This window comes from Candidatus Dependentiae bacterium (genome assembly GCA_003511165.1).
In the GTDB taxonomy this organism is placed as follows: domain Bacteria; phylum Babelota; class Babeliae; order Babelales; family UBA12411; genus UBA12411.
This window is the reverse complement of record DOJW01000007.1, coordinates 227,199-243,363: the sequence shown is the minus strand read 5'-3', so window position 1 is coordinate 243,363 and position 16,165 is coordinate 227,199. Positions and strand designations below refer to the sequence as shown.

General features: G+C 33.6%; 18 protein-coding genes. 6 read left to right on the top strand and 12 right to left on the bottom strand.

All coding sequences use genetic code 11. The features are described from left to right. Positions 1-79: 79 nt before the first annotated feature. Complete coding sequence (locus DEA20_03815) at positions 80-1,744, bottom strand: hypothetical protein (GenBank protein HBS48298.1); 1,665 nt, start codon at positions 1,742-1,744, stop codon at positions 80-82. A 190-nt stretch (positions 1,745-1,934) separates the two neighbouring features. Between DEA20_03815 and DEA20_03810 the strand changes: the two genes are divergently transcribed. The 5 genes from DEA20_03810 to DEA20_03790 are packed head-to-tail and all read left to right on the top strand — an operon-like array spanning position 1,935 to position 6,592. Further along, positions 1,935-4,373, top strand: a complete 2,439-nt coding sequence (locus tag DEA20_03810) for a leucine--tRNA ligase (protein HBS48297.1) — start codon at positions 1,935-1,937, stop codon at positions 4,371-4,373. A gap of 14 nt (positions 4,374-4,387) precedes the next feature. Continuing rightward, positions 4,388-5,047, top strand: coding sequence for a fructose-6-phosphate aldolase (locus DEA20_03805; protein ID HBS48296.1), 660 nt, complete (start codon positions 4,388-4,390; stop codon positions 5,045-5,047). Between the two features lie 27 nt (positions 5,048-5,074). Further along, positions 5,075-5,929 carry a hypothetical protein gene (locus DEA20_03800; protein ID HBS48295.1) on the top strand — a complete coding sequence of 285 codons (855 nt, stop codon included), beginning with the start codon at positions 5,075-5,077 and terminating at the stop codon, positions 5,927-5,929. A gap of 31 nt (positions 5,930-5,960) precedes the next feature. Then, positions 5,961-6,260, top strand: a complete 300-nt coding sequence (locus DEA20_03795; GenBank protein HBS48294.1) for a hypothetical protein — start codon at positions 5,961-5,963, stop codon at positions 6,258-6,260. After that, complete coding sequence (locus tag DEA20_03790; GenBank protein ID HBS48293.1) at positions 6,257-6,592, top strand: hypothetical protein; 336 nt, start codon at positions 6,257-6,259, stop codon at positions 6,590-6,592. The genes DEA20_03795 and DEA20_03790 overlap by 4 nt, the downstream gene beginning before the upstream one ends. A 67-nt stretch (positions 6,593-6,659) precedes the next feature. Here DEA20_03790 and DEA20_03785 read toward each other — a convergent pair whose 3' ends face one another. The 10 genes from DEA20_03785 to DEA20_03740 all read right to left on the bottom strand — a co-directional run bounded on the left by DEA20_03785 (position 6,660) and on the right by DEA20_03740 (position 14,130). Further along, positions 6,660-7,832: an AAA family ATPase gene (locus DEA20_03785; GenBank protein ID HBS48292.1), complete on the bottom strand. Its 1,173-nt coding sequence runs from the start codon at positions 7,830-7,832 to the stop codon at positions 6,660-6,662. Positions 7,833-8,168: 336 nt separating this feature from the next. Next, the gene (locus DEA20_03780) at positions 8,169-8,948 is read right to left on the bottom strand and encodes a hypothetical protein (protein ID HBS48291.1); all 780 of its coding nucleotides are present in this window, start codon (positions 8,946-8,948) and stop codon (positions 8,169-8,171) included. A gap of 37 nt (positions 8,949-8,985) precedes the next feature. Continuing rightward, positions 8,986-9,504, bottom strand: a complete 519-nt coding sequence (locus DEA20_03775) for a hypothetical protein (GenBank protein HBS48290.1) — start codon at positions 9,502-9,504, stop codon at positions 8,986-8,988. Continuing rightward, positions 9,501-10,226, bottom strand: coding sequence for a hypothetical protein (locus DEA20_03770; GenBank protein ID HBS48289.1), 726 nt, complete (start codon positions 10,224-10,226; stop codon positions 9,501-9,503). Before DEA20_03770 ends, DEA20_03775 begins: the two co-directional genes overlap by 4 nt. Before the next feature lie 150 nt (positions 10,227-10,376). Further along, positions 10,377-10,916, bottom strand: coding sequence for a hypothetical protein (locus tag DEA20_03765; protein HBS48288.1), 540 nt, complete (start codon positions 10,914-10,916; stop codon positions 10,377-10,379). Positions 10,917-10,928: 12 nt separating this feature from the next. Then, positions 10,929-11,465 (bottom strand): hypothetical protein, encoded by a 537-nt coding sequence (locus DEA20_03760; protein ID HBS48287.1) that lies wholly within the window; start codon positions 11,463-11,465, stop codon positions 10,929-10,931. A 19-nt stretch (positions 11,466-11,484) separates the two neighbouring features. Continuing rightward, positions 11,485-12,408 carry a hypothetical protein gene (locus DEA20_03755; protein ID HBS48286.1) on the bottom strand — a complete coding sequence of 308 codons (924 nt, stop codon included), beginning with the start codon at positions 12,406-12,408 and terminating at the stop codon, positions 11,485-11,487. Positions 12,409-12,411: 3 nt separating this feature from the next. After that, positions 12,412-13,173 (bottom strand): biotin--[acetyl-CoA-carboxylase] ligase, encoded by a 762-nt coding sequence (locus DEA20_03750; protein HBS48285.1) that lies wholly within the window; start codon positions 13,171-13,173, stop codon positions 12,412-12,414. A 6-nt stretch (positions 13,174-13,179) separates the two neighbouring features. Next, complete coding sequence (locus DEA20_03745; protein HBS48284.1) at positions 13,180-13,632, bottom strand: SsrA-binding protein; 453 nt, start codon at positions 13,630-13,632, stop codon at positions 13,180-13,182. A 12-nt stretch (positions 13,633-13,644) separates the two neighbouring features. Further along, complete coding sequence (locus tag DEA20_03740; GenBank protein HBS48283.1) at positions 13,645-14,130, bottom strand: hypothetical protein; 486 nt, start codon at positions 14,128-14,130, stop codon at positions 13,645-13,647. Between the two features lie 73 nt (positions 14,131-14,203). Here DEA20_03740 and DEA20_03735 point away from each other — a divergent pair, with 73 nt between their 5' ends. Further along, positions 14,204-14,923: a hypothetical protein gene (locus DEA20_03735; protein HBS48282.1), complete on the top strand. Its 720-nt coding sequence runs from the start codon at positions 14,204-14,206 to the stop codon at positions 14,921-14,923. On the opposite strand, the gene tsaD is transcribed toward DEA20_03735, so the two are convergent. Further along, a complete protein-coding gene (gene tsaD / locus DEA20_03730; GenBank protein HBS48281.1) occupies positions 14,906-15,976 on the bottom strand; it encodes a tRNA (adenosine(37)-N6)-threonylcarbamoyltransferase complex transferase subunit TsaD in 1,071 nt (356 codons plus the stop codon). The two genes, DEA20_03735 and tsaD, sit on opposite strands and share 18 nt — an antisense overlap. Between the last annotated feature and the right edge of the window lie 189 nt (positions 15,977-16,165).

Here is a 16,165-nt window from a genome sequence, read left to right as displayed (position 1 = left end):
TTTTAATTATCGAGTTCGCGTTATATTAATAAAAAAAAGGGCAGAGAAAAATCTCTGCCCTTTTTTTTAGTTTGTTTATTTACTTTTTGATTTCTAAAAGCGCTTCTTTGAAGTTATCGATTGAAAGTTTTGAATTGCCTTTAAATAATGTTTTTGATTGTACTTTGTTTATCAAATTGGTTAATTCGGCAAAGCTACAACCTTCTGTGATCGCTACAAGTTCATCGAAATTCAACTGAGAAGCATCAAATGATTTTTGTACTTTTTCTAATTGCTTTTGAAAGAACATTTTTCTTATTTCTGTATTTGGAAGTTGCATTTTTAGACGAATATCAAATCTTCCGGATCTGACTAATGCTTCATCCAAGTCTTCTTCTGTGCTTGTTGCTGCTATGATTAAAACTGGTTTGTAAGGATTGCGTGGTTTAAACCCATTTAATTTGGTAAGTAGTGTTGCAAGTGCTTGAGCGCGATAAGGATCGCCATCTTTGTTGTTTCGTTTGCTTCCTATGAAGTCGAGTTCGTCTATAAACAAAATCGATGGAGCAGATGCTTCTGCTAAAGCAAAAATTTTATCGATTTTAGTTATTCTTGATGCAAAAAACATACCGTCGTTTTCTTCGTATCCAATTAATTCAGATGTGCAAACCGCCCAGCAAGGACATCCAATTTCGCCCGCTATTGCTTTTGCAAACATAGTTTTACCTGCTCCTGGGTTACCAACCAAAAGAATTCCGGTTGGAGCTGTTGTTTTGAAGCGTTTGAATTTTAATGGATTTTTCATAGAATCGATAACGTAATTCAGCGATTCTTTTTCTTTTTCAGATCCGATTATATCTTTGAATGTTAGATTTTTTTCTAAAGATTTGAAAAAAACAGATTTTTCGCTTTTAATTTTTTCTTTATTTTTTTGTTTGTTTATTTCGTAAGATTCTGTTTGAAGTGCCTGGTATATAGAAGTTACAAATATTCCAGCAATTTTTTCAAAGAAGGCATTATTACCTACGCTATTTTGAAAATTAACAAAGCCTTTAACTTGTTCACGAAACGTTTTCATTAAAGTTTCATCGTCGATTTTGTCCATTCCTTGAAGCATTTTGGCACCTTTTCTGGAGCTTAAATAATGCATAATGGCGGGAAGGATTGCAAAACAAAATGCAGGAATAACATAATATGAAAAAGTTGATCCCCATACCCAACTTGTTAAATATTCAGGCATTGTTTGTGTTGATTGTTGTTTTACCATTATGCCTACTAGTTGTTTTATCTCATTTATTAATTCTGTAGAATTGCTGCAAACGTTATTGGAGTAACTTATTGATGCTGCTTTATAAAATTGTTTTATATCGTTTAAAACAAATTTAAGTTCATTTTCAAATTGTTCTTCACTTATATTTTCTTGGATTATGAAGTTACATTTTTGAAGTAAATCTGTGAATTGTTCATCAAACTGTTTTTCGAGTTCTTTACTTTTTAAGACTTTATTCCAAGCTGCTATCGTAAGTAATTTATTAGGATTTAAGTTACTTGTGTTTGAAATTTGTTGATTATGTAATGGTGCAATTATATCTTCAACTATTTTATTTGCATTAAACAAGTCGTTGCAGCCTTGTGCATATTTTAAAAGTTGTACTCTTGCAGTTTCTATTTGCTCTTGTGGTGCGTTTTCTGTTTTTATTGTTTGAGTAAAGGCTATTGCGCAGGCAAGTAGCATTACCGTTTTAAATGATTTTAAATTAAACATAAACTTTAGCTTCCTTTTAATTATCAAAATTATTATTAAAAATTGAATTTGTCCCTAAAATACCCTGTTTTCACTATACCGATGGCATTCTTTTGGTCAAATTTAATTTCCTTTTTAAAAAAAACGTCATTTTATGTTAATATTCCCTATGTTTAGTCTTCTAAAGCGAGCGAAATTTTTAAGGACTTTTATGAATTACGATTTCAAAGAAATTGAAGCAAAATGGCAAAAAAAATGGAGCAAAGATCCTTATTTTAAAACAAAATCGGATCGAAAAGGTAAAAAATTTTACTGTTTGGATATGTTTCCATATCCTTCCGGGTCTGGAATTCACATGGGGCACTGGAAAAATTATGTTCTCTCTGACATTTATGCCCGTATAAAATTCTTACAAGGTTACAATGTTCTTCATCCTATGGGATGGGATGCTTTTGGTCTACCTGCGGAAAATGCTGCAATCAAGCTTGGTTTGCATCCAAAAGAAAATACCGCAAATAATATTGCAAATTTCAAACGTCAGCTATCCCAAATCGGGGCAATGTACGATTGGGATAAAGAGGTAAATACCACAGATCCAAATTATTATAAATGGACGCAGTGGATATTTTTGCAAATGCACAAAGCTGGGCTTGCATATCAATCTGAAGCACCAATAAACTGGTGCCCAAGTTGTTTGACCGGTCTTGCAAATGAAGAGGTTGTCGGCGGCAAATGTGATCGTTGTGGTACAGAAGTTACTAAAAAGTTGATTCGTCAGTGGGTGCTAAAAATCACAGAATATGCAGAAAAGTTACTTGAAGGGCTTGATAAGCTAGAGTGGCCAGAAAAAGTAAAGTCGATGCAGCGAAACTGGATTGGCAAAAGTGTTGGTGCAACGGTTAACTTTAAAGTAGCCGGAGATGAAAGTTCAAATCTTGAAGTTTTTACAACTCGTCCCGACACCCTTTTCGGTGCAACATTCGTAGCATTGGCTTACGACCATCCGCTTGTATCAAAACTTACATCAAAAGAAAATCAAAAGTCGGTAGAAAATTTCATAAAAGAGATGCAAGAGCAATCTTCTGAAGATCGATTTGCAGAAAATCCAGAAAAAAAAGGTGTTTTCTTGGGAAGCTATGTGATCAATCCTGTTAATGACCAAAAGATACCAGTTTATCTAGCAAGTTACATTTTGAGCAATTATGGAACTGGTGCGATCATGGCTGTTCCTGCGCATGACGAACGCGATTTTGAGTTTGCAAAAAAATATAATTTACCAATCATTGAAGTTGTAAAATCGCAAGCAACTGATGAATCTATTTATGATGAAAATGGCAATTTAACTTGTGCGACAACCGGTGATGGTATTTTAATAAATTCTGCACAGTTCAATGGTTTAGATGCTAAAAGCGAAGGTTCTGCAAAAATTATCAAATTTTTGGAAGACAAAGGTGTTGGCAGTGCAAAAACTTGTTATAAGTTGCGCGATTGGATTTTCTCTCGTCAAAGATATTGGGGTGAACCAATTCCTATGGTCCATTGCTCCAAGTGTGGAACTGTACCAGTGGATGAAAAAGATTTGCCAGTTGTTTTGCCAGAGGTTGAAAATTATCAACCTACAGGAACTGGAGAGTCGCCACTTGCTGCAATTAGTGAATGGGTAAATACAAAATGTCCAAAGTGTGGTGATAGCGCAAAGCGAGAAACAAATACAATGCCACAGTGGGCAGGGTCTTGCTGGTATTTTTTACGGTATCCAAATACAGAATTAAATGACAAACCTTTTGATTCACAAGATATGAAATACTGGCTTCCCGTAGATCTTTATATTGGTGGAATAGAGCATGCTGTTTTACACCTTTTGTATGCGCGATTTTATATAAAAGTTTTACATGATTTAGGATATTTAGAATTTGATGAACCGTTTACACACCTTTTTAATCAAGGAATGATTTGTGCAAAATCAAATAGCGGTCGAATAGAAAAAATGTCCAAGTCCAAAGGTAACGCTGTAAATCCTGATGACATGGTAGGTGAGTTTGGAACCGACGCCCTTCGCCTTTACATGCTCTTTATGGGACCACCAGAAATGGATGTTGAATGGCAAGATAGCGGACTAAAAGGAACGAAAAACTTTTTGGGCAGACTTTGGAAATTACTCACAACAACAGAATTTGTAGAAACTGCAGATGAAAAAACTTTAAAACGTTTTCATTTGTTTTTGAAAGATTTTGCGGAGCGAATTGAAAGTTTCAAAGTAAATACAGCCGTTTCTGCGATGATGGAATTTTTGAATGATTTAAGTGAACAAAAGTTGAAGCTCGATCGCAAAACAACGCAGCAATTCTTAGCTGCAATCTCTGTTATGGTTCCGCATTTTTCAAGTGAACTTTTAGAAAAACTGCTTAACAAAAATTTAGCAGATTGTTCTTGGCCAACTTTTGATCCGAAACTTGCAGCTGTGAATGAGATAGAAATTGCGGTGCAAGTAAATGGAAAATTGCGTGCGAATGTAACTATTCAAAAAGGCGAATCGCAGCAAGATGTTCAGTCAAAAGCAGAAATTGCTATTGAAAAATGGTTAAAAGAAGGAACCGTTATCAAAGTTATATTCGTTGCAGATCGCCTTATAAATTTTGTAATTAAGTGAAAAGGATTTTTTAGATGAAACTTTTTTTAGACACAGCCGATAGGCAATTAATCAAAAAATGGGTAGCAACTGGTGTTGTGGATGGCGTAACAACCAACCCAACATTACTTTCCAAAGAAGGCAATGATTGCAAAAAAGTATTGCTCGATATTTGTTCGATGGTAAGCGGCGATGTTAGCATCGAAGTGGTAAAAAAAACACCACAAGATGTGTACAAACAAGCTCTTGAAATCTCAAAGCTTGCAGACAATGTTGTTGTCAAAATTCCATTTCACCAAGATTATTTGCCTGTGATTGCAAAATTGGTACAAGAAGGTGTTGAGATTAACGTAACTTTAATTTTCTCTCTTCTTCAATCACTTCTTGTTGCAAAGCTTGGTGTTAAATATATTTCACCTTTTGTTGGTCGCTGGGATGATATCGATATTAACGGAATTACATTGATCGGAGAAATGCGCGAAATGTTTGATAACTATGGATTTGATAGTTTGATACTTGCTGCATCGCTTAGACATTTGATGCACTGGCATGATGCAGCACTTGCAGGTGCCGATATCGCAACAATTCCGCCAAAGTTGCTTGAACAAGTTATGAATCATCCATTGACGGAAAAAGGTATTGCAATGTTCGACGCTGATTGGCAAAAGCTAAACAAAGCTGAATTGCTAGATTAAGGTAAAATAAACTGGAAAGTAGAATTTATGTTTAAATTTAAGTTAATTGTTTTTTCCATATTTTTGTTACTAACAAGATCAATTTGTTGTGAAGGAGATGTTATGATTATAGCCCATAGAGGAGCTTCTGGGTATATGCCTGAAAATACTGCTAGCTCTTTTAAAAAAGCAATTGAAATGAATGTTGAAGCTGTTGAATTTGATGTTTATAAATGTAAATCTGGCGACTTGGTTGTGATGCATGATGCTAATGTTGATAGGACTACTAATGGAAAAGGATTAGTAAAAGCTAAGACGCTAAAAGAACTTAAAGCTTTAGATGTTAATGGCGGAGGTAAGATTCCTACGTTTTCTGAAGTGCTAGATACACTTGATGCAAAAACAAAAATTGTAATTGATATAAAAGAAGAGGCCGTTGCTGCAGAATTGGCAAAGATTATAAATTCTTATGTAGAAAATAAAGGTTGGAAGCAAGAACAATTTTATGCGACTGGATTTCAGCATGAAGAGTTGAAGCGTTTGGCTACTCTCGTACCTTTTGTAAAATTAATTCCTTCAGTGATTTGTATACCATATAAAATGGCAAATTTTGCAGAAGAAATGGGAGCTTATGGTGTTTGTTTGGTGAACGTTGAAAATTGTTTTTCGGAATCCTTAGCAAAAGATGTAAAAGCTAGAGGTTTAAAACTTTGGGTATGGAGTCCAAGCGAAAACATTGAAACAGTAACAAAGTTATATCAATTGGGCGTTGATGCAATAATGGTAGATTATCCCGATGTTGTAAAAGAATTGTGGCTAGAAACTATGAAGCAAGATAAAATCAAACGCGAACAGTTTGCCTTACGCAATGCCAATCATAAGGGAATTAATGAAAATCGTTAATGAGAAAATTTCTATCACAGAACTTTCGGAAATGTCTAAAAGAATGTTTGGAAGGCTCGTGAAGGCTGTGGTTGATATTGAAAAAGGAATTATGGCTGTAGATTCTGAACTTCATGTGGACGAAGAACAACTTTTGCTAGAAAACGAATCTACTCAAGAAAATTTGTGGGGAATAAATTTGTACCCAGGTAGATATCCTAATGAAAATTGGATTGAATTTGATTCGATGATAAATTTGCGCCCGGTGCAAGGCAATGAGACTAGGGGAGTAGATGACTTGCACATCAGAGAAAAAATAATAAACATAGTTGCTAGATTGGTTTGTCAATGATAATTCATAAGGACCTAGCTGCTGGGCGCTGGTTTAATTTTTCTATAATTGAGCAACTAGCTAATGTAGGTAGCGACGTTGAGCGAACTATAAAATGGAAAAATGAAGGTGATATTGAGTGTAGTAAAGAAGCTTTTTGGCGAGTTTTGGAACTCTTAGACCTTACGATTAGAGATCCAAAAAATAAAAAACGCCTTAAGGAAATATTGAGGGTACGGTACTTGCTTGTGGATCATTTTATGTATGACGATGAACATAAAAGTACAGATGAATCTTGGCAAAAATATTTCTTACAATTTGCATATGCAGCAGCGATTAAACGAGGAAGATAAAAATAAAAAGGCCCGCAAATTTCGTGGGCCTTTTTTATTAAGTAATTCTAAAATTTAAGTCTAGTATTTAAATTTTTTTGAATAGTTTATCAATTAACTGCCAACTTACAAGAGAGACGTGTACTCTTCCTTGTTGTGATGAACCTGCAAAAATCACAAAACCAGGCACACTTTTTTTATGTTTTAAAGCCTCCCAATAATTGAGGCCGTCAAGAAAACGCTGATTAAAAGTTCTGCCCGATTTGATTTCGATTGGTATAAGTTTTTGCTTGTCCTCGATAATGCAATCGACTTCATGTTCTGTTTTATCACGCCAAAAGTATATACGTGGATCAGTGCCTTTGTTATGGTAGTGTTTAAGAATATCAGCAATAACAAACGACTCAAAAATATTGCCTCTGTTTGGGTGGTTTGCCAAATCTTCTTCTTTAATTTGAAGAAGCGAGCAAATAAGTCCGGGATCATAAAAATAAAGCTTAGCCGTTTTAACTAAGCGTTTGCCCAAATTTTCATGGTAAGGGTGCAAGAGAAAAACAATGTAACTCGATTCTAAAATGCTAAGCCAACGTCTGACTGTGACATCACTTACGTTGGCATCATTGCTGAGCGCTGTAAAGTTAACCAATTGGCCAACGCGTGCCGCGCACAATCTAATAAATGTTTGAAACGTTGCCAAATCACCAATGTTAGTAAGTTGGCGAACGTCTCGTTCAATGTACGTTTGTAGGTAGTTTTTATAGAGTTTTTCCGGCGGAATTTTTTCTGAATAAATCGCTGGGTAGCAGCCTTGGTAAAGCATAGGTTCGATTTCAGGTGGTAGCTGGCCACTTTCCCTGAGTTCTAAAATTGATAAAGGTAAAAGTGTGTGAAGTGAAATTCTTCCAGCCAGAGATTGAGTGATGGCCTTGTTCATCAAAAAATTTTGCGAGCCAGTTAAAATAAAGTACCCGCGTTTCTTGTCTTGATCAACGATAGTTTGAATATATGATAGAAGTTCAGGCACATATTGAAATTCATCGATAATAATTCCGTGGTCATTGCGGTTGGTCAGCAAAAAAGTTCGCGGGTCTCTTTTGGCCTCTTCCCGCAAGTCTAAGTCTTCAAGTGAAAGATAGTTATGTTTTTGGAATAAATCCTTTGCAAGCGTTGTTTTACCTGATTGTCGTGGACCCAAGATGCCAACAACAGGGAAATATCGTGCCCCATCGAGCACATCTTTAGCAATTTTGCGTTTTATCATATGAAATCTCCTTTTAGACCGATTTAAATCATCAATGGACAAATTCTACATTGAATATCGAATTTGTCCAAGATAATTAAAATAATTGGTAAAATTGCCTAAAATCAGCCGTTTTTTGGATGGGATTAGTCTAAGACGTTTTGAATATAGACTTTTTAGGAGTGAAATCTCGATATTTATCTACTAAAAAGTCGATTTTTACGACCTGCGAATTCGATATTATTTGGTGAATAAAAAGTTAAATTCTACAACTGCTCATTGTAAGATTAATAAGAAAGGCCCGCAAGGCAAGTGTACGGGCTTTTTTATTGAGTAACTTTGTTAATTTTAGTTTGATTAAAATTCAATAGTACTTCCGCTATGAAATGTTCCGCTGGCTGTTTTGGAAATTAATTCTGTTTGATTTGGCATCACATCGATAAGCTTTTTGATAGATCCAAAACCAGAGCAATGATTGGGTAATAAAAGTTTAATATTTTCTTGTTTTATCAAATCTATATTTTTATTAATTTCTAGCGCATTTGAACTTTTGAGATGTAGGCCACCAATCAGTGCGTAAACTGGTATTTCATTATTAAATGCTTTTTTCGCATCTTCTATAATTGCAGGTAAACCTTGATGCGCACAACCTACGATGATAACGAGACCTTTATCTTTAATCTTTGCAACGGCATTTATCTCATAAGTTTTTAGAGCTGTATTTATTGTAGGTCTTTCTTTTATTATCCAAAATCCAGGTGTTATTTCTATATTTTCTGTAACATGATGCACATTTGTATAAACCGATTTTAGCAAATCACTTTTTGGCATATGCTCGCCGAAAGCATCTGATGTGCAATACATAGGTTTGGTAGATATAAAATGACTCGCCTTTTCCATGCCTCCGCTGTGATCATCATGCGGATGGCTTAAAATGAAAGCGTCAATTTTATTGAGATCAATTTTTAGGATATTAGCATTATGAAGTAAAACATCTCCAGAGTATCCAGTATCAAAAAGAAATTTTTTGTTATCTGCTTCGATCAAAAGTGATAGACCATGCTCGCTCCAAAATGGTTCTCTAGGTGCCGTGTCTTCTAGGAGAACTGTAATTTTTAATGAGTTGAGAAAAGTCATAAAATTAATCTTTTGATAAATTATTAATATGCATCAGTTATTTTACCGGAATTTGCATAACTACCGGTTCATGGTGCATTAGTTGCATGCATGTTAAAAAATTTTGTAGCGAAGTAACAATAGTCATATCGTTTCTCATTGGGTGAAAACTTGTCCATTGATGATTTAAGGCATCTTTATCAAAAATGTATGTTACTTTATTTTGTTCATCGAATAGAAGTCCGTATGGCGTTACAGAACCTGGAGATACTTTTATATATTCAAGTAATTCATCTGTTTTTCCAAAAGTAAGTCGAGCACATTGCAATTGTTTGCCTAAAGTATTGAGATCAACATGTTTATCTTCTAAAACACTAACAAGAAAGAATTTACCTTTTTTGTCAGTCAAAAATAAAGTTTTAAAATATGGCTGGGGAATAACTTCAGATGATGTTGTAACTCCATCAATTGTCTTTATTGCAGGTTTATCGTCAACAGTAAAAACTGGCTGGTGCTCAAAAAGTTGGTATGCAATGTTATGTGTTTTTAAAAAGATAAATAACAGATTTTCTTTCATAAATTTTTAGTAACGGTTACATCTATTGTTTTATCAGAAGCAATGTTATTAAACGGCGGCGTTTGCTTATAGCTTGTTTCGCTTATATGTTTCAAAATGAATTCGGCTCTTTTTGCAGTGCTTTCTAGGGTGCTTAATTTTTTACCATTTTCATCACATTGGAATGCGGGTACAAAAATTGGTGAATAACCTAAATTTCTATAATGTTTAATAATTAATTCATGAATTATTAGCGCTTCTTTCAAATTTTCTATTCTTACAGAATCTGTTTGGTATGAATCTTCTACAAAATCTAAGACAAAGACAGCGGTATAGTTTGTGGATGAAGTTTTTTCTTGCAGGGTTGGTGGAAGAGATATTAATTGGTGATGGTCGCAGTAGGCTAGACCATCGATAATTCCTCTATCAAGGAAAACTAAGTCTTTTTTGTTAAGCATAGATTCCAGCTCGACTTGTTTTTTTGCAACAGCTTCTTGAAACCCGCAAATATCATTTCCATGTGTGGGGTTTGGCAAGCCTTGTTTTATGGCATCTTCGATTATAGTGGTAGCCACTTCTGGAAGAGTTTTGAAGCCGCGAGATTGTAATGTTTGGATGATTGTAGTTTTTCCGTTGCCAGGACCGCCGGTTAAAACATATTTTTTAGCGGCGCTAAATGAGTGACATAATGCAAGTGAAGAAATAATAACCATATTTTTGAATACCTTTGTTTTTTGTATCACTCTACTTCCTTTTCCTTTTTTTACTCTAGATTTTTAGCTTTCAAATTCGAGTAAAACTAACAGAATAAATATTAGGAGTCAAATTAAAAAATGGCTGATTAACAAGAAAAAAGGGAGCGAAAATTCGCTCCCTTTTTAAGTTTTGATTTTTTACTTGATTGGAACAGTGTAAGTAGATTTTTCTTTTTTACTTGGTTTTTCTTTTTTTACTTCAACTTTTAATATTCCGTCTTTGTATTCCGCTTTTGCAGTTTCAGGCTTTACTTTTGTGCTCAGTGTTCGAGAAATGCTGAAATCTTGAGTGCTGAATTCTTTTCTATAAAAGTTTTTGTCTTTTGTTTCCGATTCTTTTTTGTTTTTTACTTCCAAAGAAAATGATTTTTCTTGTATTTCAAATTTGATGTTGTCTTTATCAGTTCCCGGCATTGCGATTTCGATCAAAAGAGTTTCATCATTTTTGTCTGAAATATTAACTTTTGGAGAGTCAGCATTTATGTTCATTTCAAAAGTCCAATTTTCAGGTGAAAAAACTTCTTTTACCTCTTCTGTTACTTTTTCAATAACATCAGGTAAAGTTCTTTTTTTTGTTGTAGGTGTTTCTTCTCCGCCAGATGAAATGTTAAGAGGCAGTGCGGTTAAACTTAAAATCAAAATTAATAGCGCTTTTTTCATAAAAACCTCATTAATCATAAAAATATTATTTTAGTTTTGTTCTTTTTCTGACCCTGTTTCAGCTGCAAGATTAGCCGGTACTTTTACCGTGAGTATAAGAGTGTCATTCTCCAATCGTTCTAATTTGTAGTCATCCAAAATGCAATCGTTTGGTAATAAAACTTTATAATCTATAAATTCGATTCCCTTGTTTAGCAAATACTTTGATATGATATCGCTTGTTTTAATTACTTCTTTATTTTCAAAGTTTGTGGAGGCGGAAATAAGTAAATAATTGTAACCATCTTCAGAGTTGAAAATTTCTGATTGGAAACCTTTGCCAGTTAATTCTGGTGCATAAATTTCGAGTGTTAATTCTTTCAGGTCCGGTTTAGCTACTTCTTCTGTCTTGGCTGAATTGCAATCTTCCTGATTATCAACTATTGATGTTAATAAAATTATTGTTTTGACTACATCTTCTTTTGGTACGTCTGTTAATTCTAATGTTATTGTGCATCCTGCTAGCATTAGTGACGTTGCAAAAGTAGATGCTATTAATAAAAATAAAAATTTGGAAAATGATTTCATAAAATGGCCTCTTACTTTTTTATTGTACTACGGTTTCAATATATTTTTGCTCTGCTTCAAGTGTCTTTTCTTTAAAAAAGAAAGTATTACTTTTTTGATTTTTTTTCCAATCTTCTTTTACTGCTTTTTGTCCAGCTTCTCCGCCGTTTTTCCAAAGTTGCTTTAATTCTTCAACTTCTTGTTTGATAGCATAAGGCTTGTAATTTGCAATTTTTGTATTTGCTGCCAGTGAGTTTGCATTTATTTTGGCTTGAGTTAATGCAAGTTTGTCCAAATAGTGATAAATAGGATTTACCGGTTTATAAGCGATTGACTCTAATGCTTGGATTTGCATTCGGTACATTTCAACTGCTTTTTGTATAGATTTTTGTGTTATATATAATTTTGCAGCTTTGGCAAATTTTAAAGCTGCATCTTTGTATAGTTTGTTTGCAGCATCGCCTGTTTTGTTCCATCCAACGAAACCTTTTCCTTTGCTTTTTACCCATTGCATATGTTTGTTTGCTTCATCATTAGCTAAAGTAAGTAATCTGCGTGCTTCATTTTCTGTTATTTTTGTTTTATCAGTTGCTTGCAGCTTTTGAAGTGGGGCTTTGTTAATTCCCTTTTTTATAAAAAAATCATTAATTTGATTCATAACAGAATTTGCTATTTTTTGCATCTCTTGGGAGTTTTCACCGATTAAGCTCCAATTTATTTCGTGATTTTGCAGATGAAAATAAATTTTATAAAGTGATTCATAAACATCTTTGGTGCTAGGAAAAGCAATGAGTGCTTTTTTGATAAATAAAAGATCTGTTTTGGCTGCTTCTGTATAATCTTTTTCAAAGACGTCTGTTTTGGTTACAGGTTGAGGCGTACTGCTCTTTGCTTTAGCGGTTAATGTTACATTGTTTGTTACATTTAAAATTATAAGTAATGTGAATATCGATTTTATTTTCATAAACTATCTCCTTAATTCAACGTTTTCTACTTGATAAAAGCTGATTCTTTGCTCATTGTTGTTTTCATCTGTGAGTATTAAATCTCCATTTGTGGCAAAGTCTTTTGCGATTCCCTCGACAAAGGATCCATCATTTTGATGAACTTTGATTTTTTGGTTTAAATAAAGCTGTTTTGTTTTCCAGTTTTTATAAATCAAATCAAATTTTTTGTCTTTCCACGCGGAATATAATTTATCAATTTCGCATAGGCAGTTGTCAATAATTGTCTTTAGATCAAAAATTTTGTTTAGCAGATCTTTTAAACTTGTTGCGATTTTGTAAAGCTCGTCATTTGGTGGAAATGAATTATTTATGTTTAAAGCTATTCCGATGATTATCGCTTTTGGTAAATTTTTTTCCCAAACAATTTCGACCAGCATTCCGCCAAGTTTTTTATTATTGAGCATAAAATCATTTGGCCATTTAATTTTGATATTGTGCTCTTGCAACGCATTTACTACTCCAAGTGAAAATGCCATTGTTAAACTATTTATTTTATTTTCAAGATCAGATTCATCAATGTAGGTAATTTGTGGTTTTAGCAAAATTGTCAAAATTGCTTGACCTTCAAAACACTGCCAAACTCTATTTCCTCGTCCTTTTGCATTTTCTATGAAATCGGTCAAAAAGACTGTTCCATCACCAGCCGTTTCAATATTACTTTTGGCCCAGTCAAGTGAACTTTTGCAGCTTTTTTGATATAAGATTTTATTTCCGATTACCATTAAATCTCACTTTATTTTTAATTTGATTTCTCTTTGAGTTTCTCGCTTTATATCCCGTTCTTTTATCTCTTGTTTTTTGCTTATCGCATTTTTATGTTTTGCTACGCCGATTTCTATTTTCACGAGACCTTTTTCATTAAAATAAGCTTTGAGCGGAATGATCGTTAATCCTTTTTTAGAAGTTTCACCGATTAATTTCATTATCTCTTTTTTGTGTAAAAGCAATTTTCTAGTTTTTTTAGATGTATCTTGTTTTTGGTATGCGTGTGAATATGTGGAAATAGAACAGTTTATTAGATTAAGTTCACCTTCATGGATTGTTGCAAAAGCTTCGTTTAATGAAATATTTCCAGCGCGAATTGATTGTACTTCATCTCCGTTTAAAACTATGCCAGCTTCCATGGTGTATAAAATTTCATAGTTGTGAAATGCTTTTTTATTTATTGTAATGATTTTCATGCTATTCCTGCTTTAACTTTTAGTTTTTTTGTAATTTTTAAAGAAGTTTAAAATAAATGGATATGCGATAAAACTAGCTAGAATCGCCATTAAATTACCACCTACCAAAAATGATAATAAACAGATTTTCCCACAACCAAATAAATGGTGAAGAGGGATGACCCAAGACGAATCGATTTTGAAGATTGAATGAATGATGTAATATCCAACTCCATAATCGAGTGAATAAATTGGTATCATTGTCCATGGATTATTCACAATTGTTCCGAGTAAAATCATAGGCATATTTAATCCAAATAACCAAGGAAAAACAACCGCCATGATTGTGTGAAATCCAATAAAGGGTGAAAATGCGATAAAAAGTCCAAGGCAAAATGAAATAGCGAGGGTGCTTGGGGCAGTGGTAGTTATTTTTTGTTTTTCAATGATATCGATTATTTTTTTTTTAAATTTTTGAGTTAAATTCACAAATTTCCTTAACTTGTAAAAATTGTTCAACTATTTATTATTTTAGAATAACATTAGTCTTTGAAATCGATTTTTAATTAGGGCCACATTTGGAGAGTTTAACATGGAATTTTTTAAAAATAGAATTTTTGGATTTTTAACAGCTCTTTTGCTTTTTAGTTTTTCATTTTTAAATGGCAGGAAAGATTATTTTGAGGATTTGGTTCAGCTCAAAGGTTTTATAACCACTAACAAAGAAACAAAAAAAATGCCGCAATTTTCGGTTTACTATGCGGGCGTACAAACTGTTAGTGATGAGGCTGGAGTTTTCACACTTGTTGTCTCACGTTATCAGATTGCAAATTTAGCATTACTTGTATGCAAAGATTTTAAACCTCGATTTCAAAAAAGCGTTGTAAAAATTGAGTCCGATTGCAAATGTAAAAAAATTAAAAAAGATTCAAATACTGTTTTAGGCCAATTTATCGATCGTAAAAAGCCTTACGTTTATCTCGTTCAAACCGCAAATATGTGGGGACAACCTTGCTGGCAGTTTCAAAAATTGTTAACCGATAAAATTCCAGATAATTGTGTGATCATCCGTATGAATCCGAAAATTATAAGTAGTGTTGAAAATTGGCAGGGACCTTTTTCGAATAAGTTTCAACGTTTTGTGAAAATAACTTTGAAATCAACAGTTACTGACCAAAAGACAAGCAAATCTGAATATAAATCATTGCTTGGAACTGCAATCGATGTGAAGAAATTTTATGAACCGACTAAAAGGGTTGAACGAAAAGCTGTTGGGAAAAATTTAGTTAAGGTTTCACAAGTCGTTGCTTAAATGCCTATCAAATACATCGGTTGTTAAATCTGTAAATTGATTTTTAGATGCTTTGTAAGCTCCGACGAGAGCTACCATCGCCGCATTGTCACAGCAAAACTTGCAAGGTGGATTTACAAAATCTTTTTTATATCGGGTACAAAAAGTTTCTAATTTTTTTGCTAAATATTTATTGCAGGCAACTCCGCCGACAAATGATAAGCCGGTCGCCTCTGGATATTTATTGAAAGCAATTTTTACTGAATGTTCGAAAATGTCGCCGATGCAAACAAGCAATGAACTTGCGACTTTCGCTTGAATCTGTGGTGTTATATTTTCTTTTAAAATTCCACTTTTTAAATCAAAAATATTTTTTTTAACAAGATCGTACAAAACTGCTGTTTTTAGTCCTGAGAAACTAAAATTTAAATCTTTTTCTTCGCGCTTGCTTCTTGGATATTTATAAAAATCTTCAAAGTTAACTTCTTTTGCTAATTTTTCGATGATTGGTCCGCCTGGATAACCAAGTCCTAAAACATATCCTATTTTATCAAAAGCTTCCCCAGCGGCATCGTCCAAAGTTTGTCCGAGAAGTTCATACTCTCCAAAACCTTTTACCAAATAAAAGTTTGTATGCCCGCCAGAAACTGACAAATTTAAGTGTGGAAATTTTAATAAATTTTCGTCAAAAGTTAGATCGTTTTTTAAAAATGCAGAAAATATATGTGCTTCGAGATGATCAACAGCGATCAGTTTTTTTTGCTTTGCCCAGCAAATACCTTTTGCAAAACAAAGTCCAACCAAAAGTGAACCAATTAATCCAGGTTTATTAGTGACCGCAATATAGTCGATTTCATCGAGTGAGATATTTGCATCGATTAGCGATTGGTTTACAATGGGACCTATTTTTTCCAGGTGGGAGCGGGATGCGATTTCAGGAACAACGCCACCAAAAATTTCATGGAGCTTCGTTTGTGAAAAAACGCAGGAGGAAAGTATCTTCTTTGCAGAAGAGTCGTAAACCGATGCTGCTGTTTCATCGCAAGAACTTTCGATACCCAAAATTAATGCCATTGTAAAACCTAAATAAATTATTAAATGTTAAAAATGATACAAATAAAATATAGAAAAGGGTGGGCAAAATCAAATAAGGGAGTTTTAATTTTGTAGAATTTTATTCCATTTAGTGTTTTAAAATTTGATTAGTAGAGTTTGCTCCTTTATCAAATTTTTCTCGCAGTCTTAGAAAATTAAAAATAGATA

Coding starts and splice junctions, on each gene's coding strand:
- DEA20_03815 (HBS48298.1), bottom strand. CDS start 1,744: ATGTTTAATTTAAAATCATTTAAAACGGTAATGCTACTTGCCTGCGCA.
- DEA20_03810 (HBS48297.1), top strand. CDS start 1,935: ATGAATTACGATTTCAAAGAAATTGAAGCAAAATGGCAAAAAAAATGG.
- DEA20_03805 (HBS48296.1), top strand. CDS start 4,388: ATGAAACTTTTTTTAGACACAGCCGATAGGCAATTAATCAAAAAATGG.
- DEA20_03800 (HBS48295.1), top strand. CDS start 5,075: ATGTTTAAATTTAAGTTAATTGTTTTTTCCATATTTTTGTTACTAACA.
- DEA20_03795 (HBS48294.1), top strand. CDS start 5,961: ATGTCTAAAAGAATGTTTGGAAGGCTCGTGAAGGCTGTGGTTGATATT.
- DEA20_03790 (HBS48293.1), top strand. CDS start 6,257: ATGATAATTCATAAGGACCTAGCTGCTGGGCGCTGGTTTAATTTTTCT.
- DEA20_03785 (HBS48292.1), bottom strand. CDS start 7,832: ATGATAAAACGCAAAATTGCTAAAGATGTGCTCGATGGGGCACGATAT.
- DEA20_03780 (HBS48291.1), bottom strand. CDS start 8,948: ATGACTTTTCTCAACTCATTAAAAATTACAGTTCTCCTAGAAGACACG.
- DEA20_03775 (HBS48290.1), bottom strand. CDS start 9,504: ATGAAAGAAAATCTGTTATTTATCTTTTTAAAAACACATAACATTGCA.
- DEA20_03765 (HBS48288.1), bottom strand. CDS start 10,916: ATGATTAATGAGGTTTTTATGAAAAAAGCGCTATTAATTTTGATTTTA.
- DEA20_03760 (HBS48287.1), bottom strand. CDS start 11,465: ATGAAATCATTTTCCAAATTTTTATTTTTATTAATAGCATCTACTTTT.
- DEA20_03755 (HBS48286.1), bottom strand. CDS start 12,408: ATGAAAATAAAATCGATATTCACATTACTTATAATTTTAAATGTAACA.
- DEA20_03750 (HBS48285.1), bottom strand. CDS start 13,173: ATGGTAATCGGAAATAAAATCTTATATCAAAAAAGCTGCAAAAGTTCA.
- DEA20_03745 (HBS48284.1), bottom strand. CDS start 13,632: ATGAAAATCATTACAATAAATAAAAAAGCATTTCACAACTATGAAATT.
- DEA20_03735 (HBS48282.1), top strand. CDS start 14,204: ATGGAATTTTTTAAAAATAGAATTTTTGGATTTTTAACAGCTCTTTTG.
- tsaD (HBS48281.1), bottom strand. CDS start 15,976: ATGGCATTAATTTTGGGTATCGAAAGTTCTTGCGATGAAACAGCAGCA.